Origin of the sequence: Verrucomicrobium sp. 3C, from assembly GCF_000379365.1 — a bacterium.
In the GTDB taxonomy this organism is placed as follows: Bacteria; Verrucomicrobiota; Verrucomicrobiia; order Methylacidiphilales; family Methylacidiphilaceae; genus Methylacidimicrobium.
The window spans coordinates 324,008-343,817 of the sequence record NZ_KB901876.1; the positions used below are offsets into that span (position 1 = coordinate 324,008).

Consider the following 19,810-nt stretch of genomic DNA (forward strand, 5'->3'; position numbering starts at 1 on the left):
CCGATGCGAAGGAACTTCGGGGATCACTCGGCCAACGAACGCACATACCTCGCCTGGATTCGGACAAGCATCGGACTGATGGCGTTCGGATTCCTGCTGGAGAAGTTCACCCTCTTTCTCGATTACCTCCGCTTTGCGCTCAATCAACCGCCGACAACGCAGGAGCCGGCGACCAGGCTCATTGGACTTGCCTTCTTGACCCTGGGCGCAATCATGATCGGGATGGCGGCCCTTCGCTATCGGCTCTATGCCCGGCAGATCGACAGCCCGGAGTTAGAAAAGACTAGCTTTGTCCTTCTCGATACCGTCCTGGGTGGCTGCCTGTCGGGCGCCGGCATCCTGCTTGGTCTCTATCTGGCGCTCCGGATCGCCCTTTAGCCTGACTTCCATTGAGTAGCGGCGCAACTCCTTGATGCGGAAGGACAGGCCTTTCCGCTACTGGGCTACATGGCTGCCCAAGCCGGCGGCTGGGCGAAGAGCGGGAGCAGACGAAGTTTTTCCAGGAGCCGATTCAGTTCCCGAGGAATCTTGCTCAAAAGACGAACGATCGGCTTGCCTTCCACGGAGAGAACGCCGAGGCGGATTGCCTGGAGGCGGCGCAAGAGCGCAGGAACGTGTTCGACAACACCGAGCTTGCTCCATTCGGCGGCCAAACGAGCCGTCATCCAATACGCGAGAAAGCAGATCCTCACGTGGTTCCGGACCCGATCCGGCCGCCAATGGAAGACCGGCCGGACCTCAAGGTAACTTTTTAATTCGCAAAAGGCCTGCTCGACCTCGCCGAGGCTTTTATAGTGGGCCAGGACCTCTTTGGCGGACGCCTCGGTGGGGGGCAGATTGGTTTCCAGTAGATACCAGCCGTCAGTGGCTTTGCTCCTTGGCAATCTCCTTCTCGTCGAGCTTCCACCAGAACCGACCGTCCCCGTCGATTCCGTACCGGAAGTACTTGTGCGCCTTGCACCGCTGCAGCATCCGGCCGACCCGGCTTCCCAGCCGAACCGCATCCTCGTCCTTGTGTGCGTTTCGTTTGAACTCTTCCAGCAAAAGCTTCGCCTTGCCGATTCGAGCCTCCCGCCTCTCCCGATCCCGTTTGGCCCGCCACTCTCCTCCGGCAATGACATACCGAAGACCGTCCTTCTCCACTTCCATCCCTTCGGTCCGGTCCCAGAGCTCCGGCTGCCGATCCCGCGGCAACTTCTCCACCAGCTCCTGGAGTTGAGCCCGATTCGCCCGGGTCACGTATCCCAACTCCATCCCCGTCAGCATCTCCAGGTTAAAAAAGCTTCGGATCCCGCCGTCAAAAACAAAGACCGCCTTTTCAATCCCCAGCCGTCGCCGCAAGCCAACCAAAAGCCCGGGGAGCGTCGAGGAATCGGCCCGATTGCCTCGGAGAACCTCCACATGGATCGGGATCCCCTCCGCATCGGTCGCCACCGCCAAAAGCACCTGCGGCCGGTCATCCCGATGGTCCCGACTGTAGCCATAGCGAGCCAACCCCTTCGGACCCTCTCCTTCAAAATAGGTGCTCGAAAGATCGTAGAGCACCAGACTTACCCCTCCGGGAAACGCTCTCTGAAAAAGCCCACGCTCGATCCGGCTCCAAACCCCATTGAGCCCATCCATCGCCCGGTAGAGATCCTCTTCGTCCAATCCTTCGCTCTTCTCCAAAGAGCAGGCTTGCGCCAGAAGCGTCCCCCGAGCCTCCTCCTTCAAGGAAAGCTTCGAGCAGGGGAAGAGAATCCTGCCGAAGATCATCGCCTGCAAAAGTTTCCTCTTCTTCGGATCCTCCACCGAGGCCAGGACTTCTTCCAGTCCCCACCGCTCCCATGCCTCCCGCAAAACCGCCAGACCCCCGAAGTCCGACTGCTCCTCCAGTCCCAGCTTCTCGACCTCGACGACCTTCTTCCCCTGCAAGCCCAAACGAATCAGCTCCCGGACCTCTTCGGGTAGCGCGGTGACGTTGCAGATCGTCCGGGAACGAGGTCCTTTCTCGGTCCGATACGACTCTCGGATGAAATAACTCTTGTAGACCTTCCCCTTCTGCCGCGACTTGACCTCGCAAAAGTACATTACGCACTCTTTTATGCCAAACGCAACGAATACACGTCAATATATTATTTCATATATTACGTACTACATGCTTTCCGTAAGTAATTGATAAATCACAATGTCGGTGAAAAAGTGTCAAAGTCAGGTTAGCCGCCATTTCTTACAAAGTTCGTAGCCGAGGCGCGGAGAATGGGCTTGGATGCGAGGCGGCTACCCCCCCTGTCGGGTAAGAAGGAGGTTCCTGTAACCATCGACTCGGACTGCCCAGCCAGGCGGCACGACCGTCGTGCCACTATACTCCAGGATGACGGCAGGCCCTTCCATCCGGTTTCCCGGAAGCAGTCGCTCCCTCTGGAAGAAGCGGGCGGTTCGATGCCGGCCTGCCAACCAGATCGCTCGCTCTCCAAGCAGCCCTTCCTTCGGGACTTCGGGACCCATCTCCTTCTCCGGAACAAGCGTGGGCTTTTGAGGAATGCCACGGCCTTGGACTCGGAGAGAGACGATCTCGATCTTTCGACCCCAGTCGGCATAACCGTACTTGAGTTCGTGCAACTGATGAAATTGCCTAACATACTCTTCGGTGTATGGCGTGGTGATCTCGAAGCCTTGGCCCGCGTAGCGCAGATCGAGAAAGAACAAGAGCGTTCGTTCGGCCTTGGAAAAGCCTTCGGCGGAAAATTCGCCTTCCGCTCGCGCCGCCAATCGGTCGAAAATCCGCCTCAGATCCTCCTCCTCCGTCTGCTCCTGTGCCTGGAGCAGGGTCTCCACGTAGTCCCGGACAAAATCCGAAAAAAGGCCGCCTAGAGCCGAGAAAAGGCCCGGATCCCGTGGGATGATCGCCTGCCGAATCTCCAACGCATCGGCCAGATCGCAGGCGTGCAAACCGCCGGCACCGCCGTAGGCCAGGAGAGGGAAGTCGCGAGGATCCTTGCCGCTCTCCGCGGAAACGAGCTGGATGGCTCGAGCCATGCGGACGTTGATTACCTCCAAGATCCCTTGGGCCAACTTCTCCACGAGGTTCTCTTCTTCCGCTCCGATGCCGCACAACGCAGCCAGATGCTCACGGCTAAACTTCTCAAAGAACTCTCGGGTCCGGATGACATCCAAGCTCATCTGCCCGCCGAGCAGGCCATCCGGCCCAAGCCGTCCAAGGACGAGATGCGCATCGGTCACGGTAATCTCCCCCCCTCTACCGTAGCAGACGGGCCCGGGATCTGCGCCCGCGCTCTCCGGGCCCACCCGCAAGGCGCCGCCCGCATCGACGCGGGCGATCGAGCCGCCACCCGCCGCGACCGTCTGAATGGGAAGAAGCGGTATGCCAACCGGATAACCGCCGATCCTGCCGCCGCGGCTTGCGGCTTGGGCGCCCCCGACAAGGCTCACGTCGGTCGATGTGCCTCCCATGTCAAAGGCAATGACCTGCGGATAACCGACAAGACGCGCCCAGGCGGCAGCGGCGACCACCCCGCCCGCCGGCCCCGAGAGCGCCGTCTGAATGGGCTGCTCGACCGCGCGACTCGCGGAAAGAGCGCCTCCGTTCGACTGCATGACCCAAAGAGAAGACGCCGGCGGCTCCTCGATTCCCATGCTTTCCGCCATCTTTTTTACTCCGCCGGCGGCACGATCGAGATAACGCCGCAGAATCGGAGCGATGTAGGCGTTGAGGACGGTCGTGGACATCCGTTCGTACTCGCGATGCTCGGGAAGCACTCGGCAGGAAAGCGAGACGGGCAGGCCGAGGTCCTGCAGCAGCATCCCCGTCTCCTCTTCGTGCCGAGGATTTGCAAACGAGAAGAGGTAGACGACCGCGATGCTTTCCACCCCGGCTTTGCGAAGAGGATCCTTCATCGCCATCACCGCCGACGAATCGAGCCGCCTTAGGATCGCTCCGCGCACCCCCACTCGCTCCGGAACTCCGAGGCGCAACTCGGACGCGACGAGAGGAGCCGGCTTGGATGGCCCTAGCGCATAAAGCTTCGGCCGATTCTGCCGGCCGATCTCCAGCAGATCCTCGAATCCCTTGGTGGTCAGAAGTGCCGTGCGCGCCCCTTTGCGCTCCAAGATCGCGTTGGTTCCGACCGTGGTGCCGTGAACGACCTCGATCCGGCTCGGATTCCGGTCTTCCAGGAAGCGTCGGATCCCTATCAGCAGCGCCTCTTCGGGGGCGTGGGGAGTCGAAGGCAGCTTGAGACAAAAAAGTCTACCTTGCCAGAGAGCAACGAAGTCCGTGAAGGTGCCGCCCGTATCCACGGCGACTCGAAGAAGACGGCTCTCCCTGCTTACCATAGCCAGCGCGGAAGCCGTTCCCGGGGTCAACGCGAGGTTCTTCCGGAGCCGACCCGGGAGAGCCGCCTTTTCCGTTTCGTCTTTTCTTGCCTTTGCCATTCGCCCGATCTTCCGGTAGAAGTTCCCGACGAACATAACAGGAAGCCTCGATTTATGCACAGCCAGGAAGCCCACCATCCCGCCCCTCTCGACGAACTCCCCTCCCCGGAAGAACTTCTCCGCTTTTTAAAGGATCCGCGCTCCTACCCCCACCTTCCCGAACGAGTCGATTTTGTCCAGACCCACGCCTCCTACGTCTTCCTCGTCCCCCCTTACGTCTACAAGGTCAAGAAGCCGGTGAACTTCGGATTTCTCGACTACTCGACCCTCGAAAAGCGCAAGCACTTCTGCGAGCGCGAAGTCGCCTTGAACCGAGAGCTCTGCGCCGAAGCCTATCTGGGCGTGGTCCCGATCGCCCGGGAGAACGGCAACCTCCGCTTCGAGGGGGCGGGAGAGCCGGTGGAATATGCCGTTCGCATGTCACAACTTCCCGAAGACTTTTTTGCTAAGCGTATTATTGCCAATGGCTTATTTGGAAAGACCGAGCTCGACCGCGTCGCTGAGCGGCTGGCTGCATTCTATTCCGGCCAGCCGCGCAAGGAATCGGTCCTGGATTGGGGTCGGATCGAGAAGCTGCAGATCACCTCCGACGAGAACTTTGCCCAGACGGAAGGGGATATCGGAAAAACCATCGATCGGGTGACCTGGGAAACGCTCCGGTTCTTTACCGAGGAGTTCTACCGGCAGCGAGCCCCTCTCTTCGAGCGAAGGGTACGCGAAGGTTGGATCAAGGACGGGCATGGAGACCTCCACCTCGAGCATATCCACATTTCACCCCAAGGGCTCTGCATCTACGATCGCATCGAGTTCAACGACCGATTCCGCTCCGTCGATGTTGCCAGCGATGCGGCATTCCTCGCCATGGACCTCGCCTTCCACGAGCGTTTCGACTTGGGCCTCTACTTCCTCGAACAGATGGCGCGCAGGCTGAACGACCCGGAGATGCTCGAGCTGACCGACTTCTACTGCTGCCAGCGAGCCTATGTGCGCGGCAAGGTCGAATCGATGACGGCGCGAGATCCGTTGGTACCCCTTTCCGCGCAGGAGCAGTGCCGACGGCGAGCCGGACGCTACTTCCAACTCGGGCTCCGATACGCCACGGTCGGCTCCCGGCCGACTGCTCTAGCGGTGCTCGGGCGGGTCGGTGCCGGCAAGACAACCCTGGCTTCCGGCCTGGCAAGAGAGCTCGGCTGGGAACATCTCTCCTCGGATTCCCTTCGCAAGGAGCTTGCCGGTCTTCCCAATGGAGGAAGACCAAGCGAAGAAGTGCGCTCCTGGCTCTATTCGCCCGCATTTTCCGAAAAAACGTACGACGAGTTGTTCCGTCGCGCCCTTGATGTCCTCCGCACTCGCTCGGGTTGCGTCGTCGACGCCACTTTTTCCCGCCGCGAGGAGCGCCGCAGGCTCCACGAAATCTGCTCCCAAGCGGGGGCAGAGCTCATCCTCTTGGAAGCCCAAGCGAATCATTCCGTCCGAAGAGACCGGCTCCAGGCCCGCGAAAAGCAGCCGGCGGTGATCTCGGACGCCCGGATGGAAAACCTCGAACTTCTCGACGGACGATTCGAGCCAGCAACGGAAGCGTCCGGGCAGACGCTGCTGCGGATTCCCTGCGAGGAGAGTGCGGAAGCCGCCGTTTCCGAGGCCCTCCACGCGCTAGCTTCCCGAAAAGCCGCCACCCCCTGATTGAGGGCGGCTCAGCCCCGTGGAGAACCAGATCCCCTCGGGGTGCGGAACGGCATTTTCGAAATCCGTGGTTCCCCGAGTCAAGGCTGCGTGGGACGGCCGGCCCGGGCGGCCCCAGAGAAGAACCAGGTAGACGAGGGCGCCTACGAACATCCAGAGGAGAAAGCAGACGAACGTTTTGCGACTGAGATTGGTCATGAGGTAACCGCAAAAGCCGATCGCGCTCATGGCACTCCACGGCATGAACGGGACTTGAAACGGCCGGAGCAGCCCGGGTCTCTTTTTCCGGAGCACCAAGACTCCCAACGCAACGACCATGAACGCGGCAAGAGCCCCCATGTTCGTGAGCTCCGCGACCGACTCGATCGGCAGGAAGCCGGCGATTCCCGCGACCAACGCCCCAATGAGAAGGATCATGCGCGCGGGCGTCCGCGAGATCGGATGAATCCTCCCTAGAAAGCCGGGCAGCAGGCCATCCCGGCACATGGCGAAGAAGACGCGGGATTGACCATAGAGGTTCACCAGGAGGGCCGACGTGATCCCGGCAATGGCCCCAACCGCCACGAAGTCAGCGGCCACCCGCTCGCCGACCTGGACCAAGGCGAAAGCGACCGGATCCTTCACGTTGAGAATCCGGTACGGAACGATTCCGGTCAGGACGACTCCCACCAGGATATAGACCACGGTGCATACGGCGAGGGATCCCAAGATTCCCAGAGGCAGGTCGCGCTGCGGATTCTTGGCCTCCTCCGCCGCCGCCGAAACGGCGTCGAATCCGACATAGGCAAAAAAAATGAGTGCGGCTCCCGTCATGACTCCCCTCCAGCCGAAAGGGAGGAGAGGATGCCAGTTTTGCGGATTCACATGGCGCATGGCGACCAGCAAAAAAAGGCCGATCACCAGAAGCTTTATCACGACGATCCAGTGGTTGAAGCGCGCGCTCTCCCGCGCCCCGAGGGCGAGAATCCCGCTCAACCCGAGCGCGATCAGCGCCGCGGGAAGGTTGAGCCATCCCCCTTCGTGGGGAGCCTTGCCCAGAGCCGTCGGCAAGGAGAGGCCGACCCCGGCCAAGAGCTCTTGAAAATATCCCGACCAGCCAATCGCCACCACCCCGCCCGTCAACAGGTAGGCCAGAATCAAGTTCCATCCCGTCAGCCACCCGGCGAATTCCCCCATGCTCAGGGAGGCATACGCGTAGGCGCTCCCTGCGGTCGGCACCACGGAGGCAAACTCCGCGTAGCAGAGAGCCGCAAAGACACAGGCCAGCCCCGCCACCACGAAGGAGAGCCAGAGGCCCGGTCCCGCCGCCGTGGCGGCCGCAACGCCGGTGAGCACGAAGACGCCGGCGCCGACGATCGCACCGATCCCGAGGAGCATCAAGTCAAGCGAGGTGAGTGTACGATGAAGCCCTACCGGAGCTTCCCGCCGTTCGGGCAATTGCTCCCCTGCGCCTCCTTGCGATTCCATCTTCTCTTTTCTATCTTCCTGCACAAAAGCAGTCGTCGTTCCGGGAGCGGCGATTTTTTCGCTCTCTTCCAGAAAATCATGAACAGAAGCCCAAGCCCGTTGTCCACGATTTTATTGTCTAGCCTGAATATCTCACAAAGTTCGTATCCGAGGCGCGGCGAATGGGCCTGGATGCAAAGCGGAGCGCAGGTTTTCCCCCGGAGTTGTACGATGACTGACATGCTGCGAGGAGGGCCAAAAACCCAAGTCCCAACGAAGCAGACAGGCCCATTGCGCATGCCGCAGGAGAACGCTTGCGCGACATGCAGGTTAGCACCCGGTTGGGAACAAGCACAGGCCATCCAACCTTGCGAGAAGCCTCGATCTGACCATGATTAGAGCGGTTTTTTCCTGGTACAAGGATCGTGAGCTTCCATCCCGCCGTCCAAGACTGGTTTACCAAGGCAATGGGCATCCCTACGCCGGTGCAGCGGGCGGCGTGGCCCCTGATTCAGGGCGGGTGGCCGGTTCTGCTCTCGTCGCCGACGGGATCGGGGAAGACTTTGGCCGCTTTTCTCGGAGCAATCGACCGGCTCGTTCACCGCGGCGTGTCTGGAAAGCTGGCGGACGAGGTCTCTGTCCTCTACGTCTCCCCGCTGCGCGCCCTCTCCTACGATGTTCACCAGAACCTGCTCGAGCCGCTCGCCGGGATCCGCCGGGAGCTCATCGCCCGCAGCCTCGATGCCCCCGAGATCCGCATCGCCGTGCGAACCGGCGATACACTGCCCTCCGAGCGAGCCCAAATGCTACGCCGGCCTCCGCACCTTCTGGTCACCACCCCGGAGTCGCTCTATCTGCTCCTTGGGAGCGGGGGCGGACGCCGCCTCCTGGCTACCGTCGAGGTAGTGATCGTAGACGAAATCCATGCCGTGGCCTCGGGAAAGCGGGGAGCTCATCTCTCCCTCTCCCTCGAGCGCCTCTCCGCCCTGAATCCGTTCTCCTTCCAGCGAATCGGCCTTTCGGCGACCCAGCGGCCGATTGGCGAGCTCGCACGTTTTTTGACCGGGGTGCCAGCCCATGACGCGCCTTCCTGCGCCATCGTCGATCTCGGCTCCCAACGAAGGAGGGAGCTTGCGATCGAGCTGCCCCCCTCTCCCTTGGAACCGGTCCTTTCCGCCGAGGTTTGGGAAGAGATCTACGATCGATTGGCCGAGCTCGTCCGCTCGCGCCAGACGACCCTCGTCTTCGTGAACAGCCGGCGCCTCGCCGAGCGCGTCGCCCACCAGCTGACCGGACGACTCGGGGAAGAAGACGTCGCCGCTCATCACGGGAGCCTCAGCCGCGAGCGCCGCCTCGTCGCCGAGGAACGGTTGAAAAGCGGGCGACTCGCGGTCCTCGTGGCCACCTCTTCCCTAGAGCTCGGCATCGACGTCGGCGAGATCGACCTCGTTTGCCAGCTCGGCTCTCCGCGATCCATCGGCGCCTTCCTGCAACGGGTCGGACGATCGGGCCACCGCCTGGGCGACGCGATTCCGGAGGGAAGACTCTTCCCGCTGAGCCAGGACGATCTCGTCGAATGCGCCGGGCTCCTTCTGGCGGTCAAGAAGGGAGTCCTCGATCGTCTCGTAATCCCCGAAGCCCCGCTCGATGTTCTTGCCCAGCAGATCGTCGCGGAAGTGGCGACCGGCCCAAAGGAAGAAGAGGCGCTCTTCCGGATGATCCGGCGGGCCTATCCGTATCGTCGGCTCCGTCGCGAGGAATTCCTTCGGCTCGTGCAGATGCTTGCCGACGGCTACTCCGCGAGGCGAGGAAGGAGCAGGGCCTTTCTCTTCCGGGACCGCGCGCGGAAGAGAATTCTTCCCCGGAAGGGCGCCCGGCTCGCGGCGCTGCTCAACGGCGGGTCGATTCCCGATGCCGGCGATTACCCCGTCGTGGCGGACCCCGAGGGAATCACCCTGGGCACGGTAAATGAGGATTTTGCGGTCGAGAGCCTCCCGGGGGACATCTTTGCCTTGGGCAACACCTCCTGGCGGCTTCGGAAGATCGAACGGGGGGTGGTCCGCGTTGAGGATGCACACGGAGAGGCTCCGACGATCCCGTTTTGGCTCGGGGAGCTTCCCGGCCGCAGCCGCGAGCTCTCCGCGAATGCGGGCACGATCCGTCGCCGCGTGGACCAGTGGCTTAAGGAAGCCGAAGGAAGAGCTTCAACGGACGCGGAAGGGATCGTCGCGAGCAAGCTCGAACGCTGGCTCGGACTCTCCGAACGCGCCGCCCGAGAACTCTGCTCCTACCTGGCGGCAACCCGATCGGCCCTTGGCGTTGTCCCCCATCCCGGACAGGTCGGGCTCGAGCGCTTTTTCGACCCCTGCGGAGCAACCCAGATCGTCATCCATTCTCCCTTCGGCAGCCGTGTGAATCGCGCCTGGGGGCTCGCCCTTCGCAAACGATTTTGCCGCAAGTTCAACTTCGAGCTCCAAGCCGCGGCGACCGAGGACGCCATCCTGCTCTCGCTCACCCATGCGCATAGCTTCCCTCTGGCGGACATCCTCTCCTTCCTCCATCCGGAATCCGTCCGCTCCGTCCTGATCCAGGCACTCTTGGCGAGCCCGATGTTCACCGTCCGCTGGCGCTGGACAGCCTCGATCGCGCTTGCGGTCCCCCGGCGCCGAGGGAAAGGCAGGGTCCCTCCCCTTCTCCAACGGATGGAAGCCGAGGAGCTGCTCGGCGCGATCTTTCCGGATGCGGTCGCCTGCCTGGAAAACATCAGCGGCGACCGGGAATGCCCCGATCATCCCCTGGTCGAGCAGACGCTCCGCGACTGCCTTTCGGAGGTCATGGATCTCTCCGGACTGGAAGCAATCCTTCGCAAGTTGCAAACGGGCGAGATCGTTGCGACAGCGCGGGATCTCCGTGAGCCCTCCTCCGCCGCCCGCTCCGTCTTGGCCGCCCACCCCTACTCGTTCCTCGATCCCGCCCCTCTCGAAGAGCGCCGGGCGCGCGCCCTGACCTACTCCGGCCACCTCTCTCCTGCCGAACTCCGGCAGCTCTCGTGCGCCGATCCGATTGCCGTGCGGCGAGTGCAAGAGGAAGCCTGGCCCGACCCCGAGGATCCGGATCAGATGGAGGATGCGCTTCTTCTCCTGGGCTTTCTCACTCTCCGGGAAGGAAGGGAGGGACGGCCGGAGCAGCTCTGCGGTTCCCCGCAAAGACCGGAACGCTCCTGGGAACCTCTGCTCCAAGAACTGGTGAAGGCCGGCCGAGCCATCGCCTTCCGTTGCCGGCCGGACCGGAGCGCCTTCCTTTGGAGCTCTCCTGCTTGGCTCGCCCACTGGAAAGCGCTCTTCCCGCAGGGGGAGATCGTTTTGGGAGAAAAGACTCCTCTGCCTGATCCGGCTTCCCTGGAGCCCGATTTCGCCCTTCGCGAACTCCTCCGCGGCCGCCTTCAGGGCCTGGGGCCCGCCTCTGCTCCGGTTCTGGGTCTCCCGCTCGCGCTTTCGGGCGAACAGCTCCTCCCCGCGCTTTCCGCTCTCGAAGCGGAAGGCTTCCTCTTTCGCGGCCGCTGGCTCGCCGGAGAGGAAAAAGAGCAGTGGTGCCCGCGCGGCTTGCTGGCCCGCATCCATCGTTACGGCCAAGAGCGCCTTCGCCGCTCGATCCGCCCGGCCTCCGCCTCGGACTTCCTCCGCTTTCTTTTTTCCTGGCAGAAGCTCTCTCCTGAGGAGCGCATGGCCGGACCGGAGAGCCTCGTCTCCATCCTCGCCCTGCTGGAAGGAGTCTCCGCGCCCCCGGCCACCTGGGAGCAGGAGCTTCTCCCGGCCCGGATCGAGGGCTATGATCCAGCCTGGCTCGAACGCGCCAGCCTGGACGGCCGCTTCTTCTGGCATCGCCTGCGCCGCCGCCAAGAGGAAGGCCGGACGGCTCGCCTGACGTCTTCTTCGCCGATCGCCATCCTGCCACGAGGCAGGCTCCCTCTCTGGATGACCGGAGAACTTTCCATCCCAGGCGAACTCTCCCACCGGGCGGAAGCGGTCCACTCCTACCTTCAGGATCATGGCCCTTCCTTCTTTCCCGACATCCTGGAGGGATGCGGCCTGCTCCGGGGAGAAACGGTCGAAGGCTTGGCGGAGCTTGCGGGAAGCGGCCTTGCCCGCTGCGACGGATTTTCCGGGCTTCACCTCTTCCTCCCGGAGCGGGAGCGCCGAAAGGAGCAGCACGCACCTGCGGGCCGCTGGTCTCTCAATCCCTCGCCTACCGCCCTAAAAGAAGAGGAGCGGGCGGAGGCAATCGGCCGGGTTCTCCTGCGGCGTTACGGTGTGATCTTTCGCAAGCTACTGGCTCGGGAGGAAGCTCTTTCTCCTTGGTGGCGGCTCCTGGCCGCCTACCGCCGCCTCGAGGCGCGCGGCGAGATTCGCGGCGGACGTTTCGTCGCCGGCTTCTCTGGAGAACAGTTCGCCCTCCCCGAAGCGGCAGCCTCCCTGTGGAAGGTCCGGGAGCAACCCGGCAACGGTGGCTGGATTTCGGTCTGCGGCGCAGACCCCGTGAATCTGGTTGGCATCGTTACCCCAGGCGAGAGATTGCCCGCTCTCGCCGGCAACCGCCTCCTCTACCGAGATGGGGAGTGCGTCGCGGTTCTGCTCTCCGGAAAGCGCCACTTCCTGCGTCCGCTGGACTCCCGTGAAGAATGGGAAGCCACCCAGCGGCTCCTGCGCCGGGCTGACGCGGAATCCGGATGAGTTGGAGGCCGCTTTCCCCCACCGTACGGTCGTCGCCCAACGTACCCCCATTCCGTAGGAAAGCAGCCTCCTTCGAGCAGAGGATAGAGCGAGACGGACAGCAAGCATCCATAAACCGTCATTTCTCACAAATTTCGTAGCCGAGGCGCCACAAATGGGCTTGGATGCGAAGCGCGGCGCCGCTTTTCCACCGGAGCTGTATGAGGACATACTGTCAGGATGGAAAAACAAGCGAGAACGAAGCAGACAAGCCCATCGCGCAAGCCGCAGGAGAACGTTTAGGAGAAACGGCGGTAAAGTCCGATCCGACGGTCACCGCGATGGCCTCGAACCCTTTCTTCCGATCGCCAGGGCTTGCCGAACCCTCGGCAGCTCCAAGGAGAACTCCGGCAAAAGCGGCGTCCTCAACGTATCGTCGAAGCGTTTGACCGCAACCGGCTTCTCCGGATCTTCCTGGAAGCGATAGATTCGCACCGTCTCCGCTTGCCGGTCGAAGATCCAGTATTCGCGAATCCCCACCGCGCGGTAGATCTCCACCTTGTCCACCAGGTCGATCTTCTCCGTCGAGGGAGAGAGAATTTCGACCACCAGCACCGGAATCACCTCTTCCTGGACATTCGCTTCGTTGTCCCAGCCATCCAACTGGTCGTTCGGGATGTAGCAAAGATCAGGCACCACCCCTTCCCGATCCGCATCCAGGATCTCCGGGAAAGAAAAGGCGACGTTATGCCGCACGATGCCGGAGGAACGGCCGTCGAGATAACTCCTGATCCTCCACTCGATCTCCCCCGCCAAGCCGCTATTGCCCCCTGTCTCCTCCGTCATGATGAGATTCCCGTGGATCAACTCCCAATGCTTCCCTTCGGGAGTCGCCAGCCAATCCTTCACCGTGGATGGGCCCAGAGTCGTCGGCATGATGGCCTCCTTGCTGCTGCTTTCACGATACCCACGCCCAGGGAGCGTCGCAAGCGGGCGCCCCGGCTAACCGCCCGCTTCGCTACCGGGGAGCACCCGACGGCCGGCGGCTCATCATGGTGTAGGTTTGAATGTCACGAACCGTATCCGACCAGTAGGGTGGGAGAGAAGAGGCCACGGCAATCTCCCCGAAGGAGTTTCGCGGAAAATCGGCTGTCATCTCGAAACTACCGCAGTAGCTAGTCGTAGGACGCCCTTCCGGCGAAAGGCCGATCGCGCTCACCGAGGTAGTCCACCTCACCGCTACGCCGCACCGGTAGATTCGGCTCGGAACCATCGAGAGCACGGTCACCCGCACCAGCGGGCTCGCTTGCAGAGCCTCGGCAAATTGCCGCTTGTCCTGCTCGGTCACCAATGGGCAACTCTCCTGGGGAACGCAGGAACTGATCGGCAGCACGGCAGTCGATAGGAGCGCGGATCGAAGGAGGATTCCGGCCAGAAAGGTTGTCTGCATCGTCTGCTCATGGTGAGACTACCGTGCGCCGATGCGGTTTTCGATGGCAAAAAAAGTAAACCGCCATTTCTCACAAGCTTTCTCCTGCGACTTGCACAATGGGCTTATCTGCTTCGCTCTCGCTTAGTTTTCCATCCTTGCAGTATGTCCTCATACAGCTCCGGCGGAAAAGCGACGCCGCGCCTCGCATCCAAGCCCATTTGCGGCGCCTCGGCTACGCAATGTGTGAGAAATGGCGGTAAAGGGCTTTCTCGACAGCTCCAAAGCCGCTCTGTTAAAGTTGCGCAAACAAGGAGCCGACACGAAACCTCTCTCACGAAAGACCGCCATCGTCACCGGAGCATCGAGCGGCATTGGCCAGGCAACCGCGCTCGCCCTTGCGCGCGAAGGCGCGAACGTCGTCGCCACCGCCCGCCGCTTCGACCGCGTCGAAGATCTCAGCCGGCGGATCGCGCAGGAAGGGGGAAACTCCCTGCCCCTGCGCTGCGATGTCCGGGAGCCGACGGAAGTGGAAAACGTCGTCGACGTCGCACGCAAGCGCTTTGGGGGCGTGGATATTCTTGTGGCGAACGCTGGCATCATGCCGCTCTCCCTCATGCGGCATCTGCGCGTTGCGGAATGGATGGCCATGGTCGACGTGAATATCAAAGGGGTTCTCAGCAGCATTGCCGCGGTCCTTCCCGCGTTTCTCGAACAGAAGAGTGGCCACATCGTTACCCTCTCCTCCGTCGCCGGAAGAAAGGTCTTTCCCGGAAGCGCGGTCTATTGCGCCACCAAACATGCCGTTCGCGCCCTCTCCGAAGGGCTGCGGATGGAGCTCTCCCCTTCCGATCACATCCGGGTCACGATCATCGAGCCCGGGGCAGTTACGACCGAGCTCCTCGGAACCATCACCGATCCGGAGGCCCTGCAGGGAATCCAGCAGTACTTCCAAGAAGGCCAGGCGCTCCGGGCTGAGGACATCGCCTCGGCTATCCTCTACGCCGTCACGCAGCCGCCGCACGTCAACGTCAACGAGGTCCTGATCCGGCCAACCTTTCAGGAGCTTTGACGGTGCCGAGCAAGGAGGGATGCAGCGCCACGGATAGAATCCAGTCCAGACAGGCCCGGCCGGCCAGACGACCTGAACAGGATCAACCTGCACGTCTCACAAAGTTCGTAGCCGAGGCGAGGCGAATGGGCTTGGATGCAAGGCGGGTCGCAGGTTTTCCCTCGGAGTTGTATGACGACATGCTGCGCGGAGGGAAAACCAAGCGAGAGCGAAGCAGATAGGCCCATTGCGCAAGCCGCAGGAGAACGCTTGTGAGACAGGCAGATCAGGGCCCCGGAACGATCTCCACCTCGGTCGCTTGGCTCACCTGCTGGGGAACCGCGACATCGAAGAAGAGGTTCCGAAACAAGACCGCCTGCCGCACTCCGCGCTCCAGCTCGATTCCGACCGTTTCATGTTCGAACCAGTTGTGATCGACCACCAGATCCGTCGCCACCACGGCGGCGGTTGGACCCGATCCCGGCCTCGGCCCGACCAGGATACGATGGCCGAAAGCCAGCCGGTTCCTGCGAAAGATCACTCCGCGCACAAGCTCAAAAGGGCTGGCAAAACGCTCTCCGAGCTCTCCACCTGCCAACAGCCCGAGCATGCCGTGCTCGGGAATCGGCGGGGCGCTGGCGGAAACCTCCCCATAGCGGACCGCGACATCCAGGACGTTTTCCAGAAATTGAAGAAAGGTTCCGGAGCTTTGCCAGATGCCCGAACTCCGCCGCACCGTATTCGCGTCGAAGACCACATCGTAGAGATCCCCCTGACCGACGAAGAGGCCATTAGGATCCTCCGCCTCGTTCCCGAAAAAGATCCCATTCCCCTGTAGCTGGTGGAGGAGAACCTGGCTCGTTCGATCGGGAGCGACATCCCAGTCGCGATCGACCGTGAGACGATCCCCCTGCGCCTGAGTAACCGTCCGGACTTGACCGGCGCCTCGCCCGCTGACAATTTGCGCATCGAGCCCCTCGTAGTCGCCGGGGAGCTTGTCCACGAGAAAGAGATCTTTCCCGGAGCTTCGGGCGACCGCGGAAAGCCGGGGCGGGAGATATCCACCGGATTCGACCCAATCGGGAACCTCCGCTCCAGCCTTGGGAGCCCACGCCAAGTTGATCGACTGCTCAGTGTTGTCCCGCACGGGAATCCAACTCTCCGAGCCATCCGACCTCTCGATCCTCACCCCGGCGCCCCGAAGCTCTCCCGGAGCCAGGCGCTCGCGGAGCAGCGAGATCGTTTTTCCCTCGATCCTCTCCACAGGGAACCATCGGACAGGAAGGCCCTTTCTTCCCAGCCACTTTCCCCGCAAGGGCTCGCCTCGAAAAGTCAACGCCATCCGGTCGCCTCGCCCGAAGTCGCTGAAGGTATTGTGGGCAACCGCAAAAAAGCGGCAGCCGTCCAGGTGGCCTCGGAGGACGCTACCGTCGGCCACCCAGTTGTCGAGCAGAGCCAGGTAGCGCCCCCCTACGGCTGTGTGGCAAAGAGCACCCATCGGATTGGAAAAATCGTTGTCGACGATTCGGCCGTTCCGGAGATCGAGCAGCCGGTGGCGCATCCCGATGAACTCGCAGTCGGAAATTTCCACGTTTCGAACGCCTCCCAAAAAGAGGGAGAGCTCTTCGTCCTCTCGTCCCGCCAGGCCCCACCGTCCCAGGGCCCACTGCGGATCCTTCTGGGGCTCCCGACCGGGGGAGCCAGCGAACGGAAGATAGTCGATCCGGACATTTCGGAAAAAGAGATCCCGGGTCTCCCAAGGCGCGGTAGCCCCCCTCTTTCGAAGCGCCGCAGGAATTTCCGCTTCCGCCAGATCAACCGGAAGGAGCCGATCGGCGAGAACCGAAAAGTCGAGCAGCACTCTTCGTGCGTTGCGCACCAAAAGCGAGAGCCCTTCGATCGAATATTGGCCGCTACCGTAGAGCACGGCGGGAAGAAACTCGCTCGGCGAGAGCGGAGCACTCTGCGGCCATTTCAACCAGGTGAAGTCCTTCCCGTCTCCTTCCAGCAAGGTCTTGGCCGGAAGGAAAAAGGCTTCCCGGACTGCATACGTGCCAGCTGGCAGGTAGACGATGCCCCCACCCGCCTTTTCGGCGGCGGCCAAGGCCTTGCGCAGCGCGGCGGAATCGTCGGAAACGCCATCCCCTTTCGCTCCAAACTCGCGCACGTTGAAGAGCGTCGAAGGCCACCTCTCCGCCGCTTTGACGACGAGCGTCGCCCCACCCCCCCAGCCCCATTCGCCTCCGTGGCCATTATGCACCCAGATCTCATAGGTTCCGGCGGGAAGCGCCTCGGGTAGACGGACCGAGAGGCGATACCGCTCCACGCGCTGGGGCACGACCGGGGTCGACTTGCCGGTCCGGCTCTCCCGGAGCAAGAGACGCGCCTTCTTCCCCTCCTCCACATCGAGAACGAAGTTCCGTCCGAAGATTTCGATCTCGCTCCCTGCGGCCGCCTCGTTTTCAACCAAGCCTGGGAGCAGCCGTTCCGGCTGGCTCCACTCGGGCTTCGGGCGATTGAGGAGGATCTTTTCCCCATCCGCTTCCAGGGCAAACAGACCCGGCGCAAAGGCTCCTGGAATGACGACCTTGAGCGCGGCGGAGGAGGTCTGCTGCACAGGCACGGAGACCGCCATCGAAGGAGTCGGGGGGAAACCGCTCCTGGGCTCCTGGGGCTCTCCGTCCTCCAAGGGCCAAGTCGCGACCGACCGAATTCCTCCCAGATCCCCGCCGTACAAAAGGGCCATCTCTCCCGGCAAAACCGGCTCCGAAACCCAGAAGATCTTCGCCGCGCGGGCCGAATCGCCCAAACAGAGAAAAAAGAGAGCAAAGGCCAGAGAGGCAAGCCGGACCATTCTACCTGCCAGACTGCCTCAAGCGGCACCGTCCAGCAAGTGGTTCCCGTTCGGCCTGCGCTCCGAAGAGTTGCAATTCGCCAGCCCTGCGGACAAAAAGAGAACGCGGCCCTTTGGGGGGCACGGATCACCGGACCTGTTTGGATGGTAGACAACGACTCTTCTTCCTTCGCCATCGAGACACACGAGCTCACCCGCCGCTTCGGCCCCTATTGCGCCGTCGACCACCTCACCCTGCAGGTCCGCGCCGGGGCCATCTTCGCCCTCCTCGGCCCAAACGGCTCGGGAAAGACGACGACGGTGCGCATGCTCACCAGCCTGCTTCCCCCCTCATCCGGAACGGCAAGCATCGACGGCCACGACGTCATCCGGGACCCGACTGCCGTCCGCGCCCGCATCGGCTATGTCCCCCAAATGCTCTCCGCCGACCCCGACTTGACCGGCTATGAAAACCTCTGGATCGGAGCCAAGCTCTACCGGATCCCCCGCTCGGAGCGGCGGGGACGGATCGAGGAAGCCCTGGATTTCATGGGAATCGAACAGGCCGGGAAACTCGTTCGGCACTATTCCGGCGGGATGATCCGCCGACTCGAGATCGCACAGTCGCTCGTCAGCCGGCCCAAGGTGCTCTTCCTCGACGAGCCGACGGCGGGACTCGACCCCGCTGCCCGGCGCACGCTCTGGCGCCACTTGCGGGAGCTTCGGCAGCAGTGGAAGATGACAATGTTTCTCACCACCCATTACATGGAAGAGGCGAGCGAGCTCTGTGAGACCGTCGGCTTTCTCCGCTCGGGAAGACTCGTCAATCTCGGCTCTCCCGAGGAGCTCTGCCGTGCCCAAGGCGGACAAAGGAGCCTGGAAGAGGTCTTCCTCGAGATCGCGGGCGAGCCGCATCCCTCCGAAGGCAACCGGTATGCGGAGGTGCTCCGCACCCGAAAGGCGATCCGCAGGCATGGCTAACCGCCATTTCTCTCAAGCTTTCTCCTGCGGCTTGCAAAATGGGCTTGTCTGCTTCATTTGACTTGGTTTTCCATCCTTGCAGTATGTCCTCATACAGCTCCGGGGGAAAACCAGCGCCGCGCCTCGCATCCAAGTCCATTTGCGGCGCCTCGGCTACGCAATTTGCGAGAAATGGCGGCTAAGGGCCTTGCCGAGCTACTTGCTTCCTGGGATCAGATCTCGGCGATCGCCGAAGCGGAGCTCCGAAAGCTTCGCCACGATCCGATCGAGCTCTTTACCCGGATCGTTCAACCCCTGCTCTGGCTCCTGATCTTCGGCAAGGTCATGGACCGGATCCGCGCGATTCCCACCGACGGGCTTCCCTACCTCGATTTTTTGGCCCCTGGCATCCTGGCGCAGAGCGCCCTCTTTATCTCGATCTTTTATGGCATCTCCGCGATCTGGGAGAGGGATTCGGGAGTGCTCACCCGCTACCTGGTGAGCCCCGCGCCCCGCTGGACCCTCGTGCTGGGGAAGGCACTCGGGGGAGGAGTCCGCAGCCTCTCGCAAGCGATCGTGATCTTCGGTCTGGCGGCGGCCCTGGGAGTCCAGATCCGCTGGCAGCCCGGCTCCATCCTCGCCATCCTGGCCTTCACGCTTCTCGGCTCGGCGCTCTTCTCCACCCTATCCCTGATCGTCGCCTGTCTCGTCAAGACGAGGGAACGGCTTATGGGCATCGGCCAACTCTTGACCATGCCCCTCTTCTTTGCCAGCAATGCGATCTATCCCCTCCATCTTATGCCCGGCTGGCTCCGCATCCTTTCCCACTTCAACCCCCTGACCTACCTAGTCGATGCCCTGCGCACCCTCATGCTCGCCCAGGCCCACAGCGCAGTCGGGTTGGGGACGGACCTTGCGGTGCTGAGCATCACCCTGACTCTGCTGGTCCTTCTTGCCGCGAAACTCTATCCCCGGATCCTGATCTAGCCGCCATTTCTCACAAGCTTTCTCCTGCGGCTTGCACAATGGGCTTGTCTGCTTCATTTGACTTGGTTTTCCATCCTTGCAGTATGTCCTCATACAGCTCCGGGGGAAAACCAGCGCCGCGCCTCGCATCCAAGTCCATTTGCGGCGCCTCGGCTACGCAATTTGCGTGGAGTCGAGGAGTGGCGCGGTGCGACGTAGGAGAGCCATAGCGGGAGCTGCCCCTTTCGGTATGACAGTGCCTGAGTATCTCTCCCTATCGGCCGTTTCCACTCCCCGCT

13 protein-coding genes are annotated in these 19,810 nt (G+C 62.3%); 6 read left to right on the forward strand and 7 right to left on the reverse strand.

Annotation, left to right across the window (positions count from 1 at the left end; all coding sequences use genetic code 11):
• Positions 1-3 precede the first annotated feature (3 nt).
• On the forward strand, positions 4-378 hold the full coding sequence (locus A37A_RS0112400; RefSeq protein WP_018291809.1) for a YidH family protein: 375 nt from the start codon (positions 4-6) through the stop codon (positions 376-378).
• Between the two features lie 65 nt (positions 379-443).
• Here A37A_RS0112400 and A37A_RS21540 read toward each other — a convergent pair whose 3' ends face one another.
• From A37A_RS21540 to A37A_RS0112410, 3 genes are all read right to left on the reverse strand, one after another.
• Positions 444-884, reverse strand: coding sequence for a transposase (locus tag A37A_RS21540; protein ID WP_018291810.1), 441 nt, complete (start codon positions 882-884; stop codon positions 444-446).
• Positions 862-2,070 carry an IS1634 family transposase gene (locus tag A37A_RS22085; protein ID WP_018291811.1) on the reverse strand — a complete coding sequence of 403 codons (1,209 nt, stop codon included), beginning with the start codon at positions 2,068-2,070 and terminating at the stop codon, positions 862-864. The genes A37A_RS21540 and A37A_RS22085 overlap by 23 nt, the downstream gene beginning before the upstream one ends.
• A 189-nt stretch (positions 2,071-2,259) precedes the next feature.
• Positions 2,260-4,434, reverse strand: coding sequence for a hydantoinase/oxoprolinase family protein (locus A37A_RS0112410; RefSeq protein ID WP_231363921.1), 2,175 nt, complete (start codon positions 4,432-4,434; stop codon positions 2,260-2,262).
• 54 nt (positions 4,435-4,488) lie between these two features.
• Between A37A_RS0112410 and A37A_RS17465 the strand changes: the two genes are divergently transcribed.
• Positions 4,489-6,117: a bifunctional aminoglycoside phosphotransferase/ATP-binding protein gene (locus tag A37A_RS17465; RefSeq protein WP_018291813.1), complete on the forward strand. Its 1,629-nt coding sequence runs from the start codon at positions 4,489-4,491 to the stop codon at positions 6,115-6,117.
• Here A37A_RS17465 and A37A_RS0112420 read toward each other — a convergent pair.
• Positions 6,088-7,584, reverse strand: a complete 1,497-nt coding sequence (locus A37A_RS0112420; RefSeq protein WP_018291814.1) for an amino acid permease — start codon at positions 7,582-7,584, stop codon at positions 6,088-6,090. The genes A37A_RS17465 and A37A_RS0112420 overlap by 30 nt on opposite strands.
• Positions 7,585-7,988: 404 nt before the next feature.
• On the opposite strand from A37A_RS0112420, the gene A37A_RS0112425 reads away from it, so the two are divergent.
• A complete protein-coding gene (locus A37A_RS0112425; protein ID WP_018291815.1) occupies positions 7,989-12,293 on the forward strand; it encodes a DEAD/DEAH box helicase in 4,305 nt (1,434 codons plus the stop codon).
• Between the two features lie 312 nt (positions 12,294-12,605).
• Here A37A_RS0112425 and A37A_RS0112430 read toward each other — a convergent pair whose 3' ends face one another.
• Together A37A_RS0112430 and A37A_RS0112435 are read right to left on the reverse strand one after the other, a co-directional pair.
• Entirely contained in the window at positions 12,606-13,208 is a 603-nt protein-coding gene (locus A37A_RS0112430) for a Uma2 family endonuclease (RefSeq protein ID WP_018291816.1), read from the reverse strand.
• Between the two features lie 82 nt (positions 13,209-13,290).
• Positions 13,291-13,722, reverse strand: coding sequence for a hypothetical protein (locus A37A_RS0112435; protein ID WP_018291817.1), 432 nt, complete (start codon positions 13,720-13,722; stop codon positions 13,291-13,293).
• Positions 13,723-13,954: 232 nt separating this feature from the next.
• Here A37A_RS0112435 and A37A_RS0112440 point away from each other — a divergent pair, with 232 nt between their 5' ends.
• Entirely contained in the window at positions 13,955-14,773 is an 819-nt protein-coding gene (locus tag A37A_RS0112440) for an SDR family oxidoreductase (RefSeq protein ID WP_018291818.1), read from the forward strand.
• Positions 14,774-15,038: 265 nt separating this feature from the next.
• Here the strand turns inward: A37A_RS0112440 and A37A_RS0112445 are convergent, their stop codons facing one another.
• Positions 15,039-17,606, reverse strand: a complete 2,568-nt coding sequence (locus tag A37A_RS0112445) for a glycosyl hydrolase family 28-related protein (protein ID WP_018291819.1) — start codon at positions 17,604-17,606, stop codon at positions 15,039-15,041.
• A gap of 144 nt (positions 17,607-17,750) precedes the next feature.
• On the opposite strand from A37A_RS0112445, the gene A37A_RS0112450 reads away from it, so the two are divergent.
• Positions 17,751-18,566 (forward strand): ABC transporter ATP-binding protein, encoded by an 816-nt coding sequence (locus A37A_RS0112450; RefSeq protein ID WP_018291820.1) that lies wholly within the window; start codon positions 17,751-17,753, stop codon positions 18,564-18,566.
• Between the two features lie 171 nt (positions 18,567-18,737).
• Positions 18,738-19,532 carry an ABC transporter permease gene (locus A37A_RS0112455; protein WP_018291821.1) on the forward strand — a complete coding sequence of 265 codons (795 nt, stop codon included), beginning with the start codon at positions 18,738-18,740 and terminating at the stop codon, positions 19,530-19,532.
• Positions 19,533-19,810 lie beyond the last annotated feature (278 nt).

Bases quoted from the DNA above. Each gene is read 5' to 3' on its own strand.
- A37A_RS0112400 (WP_018291809.1), top strand. From the start codon at position 4: ATGCGAAGGAACTTCGGGGATCACTCGGCCAACGAACGCACATACCTC.
- A37A_RS17465 (WP_018291813.1), top strand. From the start codon at position 4,489: ATGCACAGCCAGGAAGCCCACCATCCCGCCCCTCTCGACGAACTCCCC.
- A37A_RS0112420 (WP_018291814.1), bottom strand. From the start codon at position 7,584: ATGGAATCGCAAGGAGGCGCAGGGGAGCAATTGCCCGAACGGCGGGAA.
- A37A_RS0112445 (WP_018291819.1), bottom strand. From the start codon at position 17,606: ATGGTCCGGCTTGCCTCTCTGGCCTTTGCTCTCTTTTTTCTCTGTTTG.
- A37A_RS0112440 (WP_018291818.1), top strand. From the start codon at position 13,955: ATGGCGGTAAAGGGCTTTCTCGACAGCTCCAAAGCCGCTCTGTTAAAG.
- A37A_RS0112455 (WP_018291821.1), top strand. From the start codon at position 18,738: ATGGCGGCTAAGGGCCTTGCCGAGCTACTTGCTTCCTGGGATCAGATC.
- A37A_RS22085 (WP_018291811.1), bottom strand. From the start codon at position 2,070: ATGTACTTTTGCGAGGTCAAGTCGCGGCAGAAGGGGAAGGTCTACAAG.
- A37A_RS0112430 (WP_018291816.1), bottom strand. From the start codon at position 13,208: ATGCCGACGACTCTGGGCCCATCCACGGTGAAGGATTGGCTGGCGACT.
- A37A_RS0112410 (WP_231363921.1), bottom strand. From the start codon at position 4,434: ATGGCAAAGGCAAGAAAAGACGAAACGGAAAAGGCGGCTCTCCCGGGT.
- A37A_RS0112450 (WP_018291820.1), top strand. From the start codon at position 17,751: ATGGTAGACAACGACTCTTCTTCCTTCGCCATCGAGACACACGAGCTC.
- A37A_RS0112435 (WP_018291817.1), bottom strand. From the start codon at position 13,722: ATGCAGACAACCTTTCTGGCCGGAATCCTCCTTCGATCCGCGCTCCTA.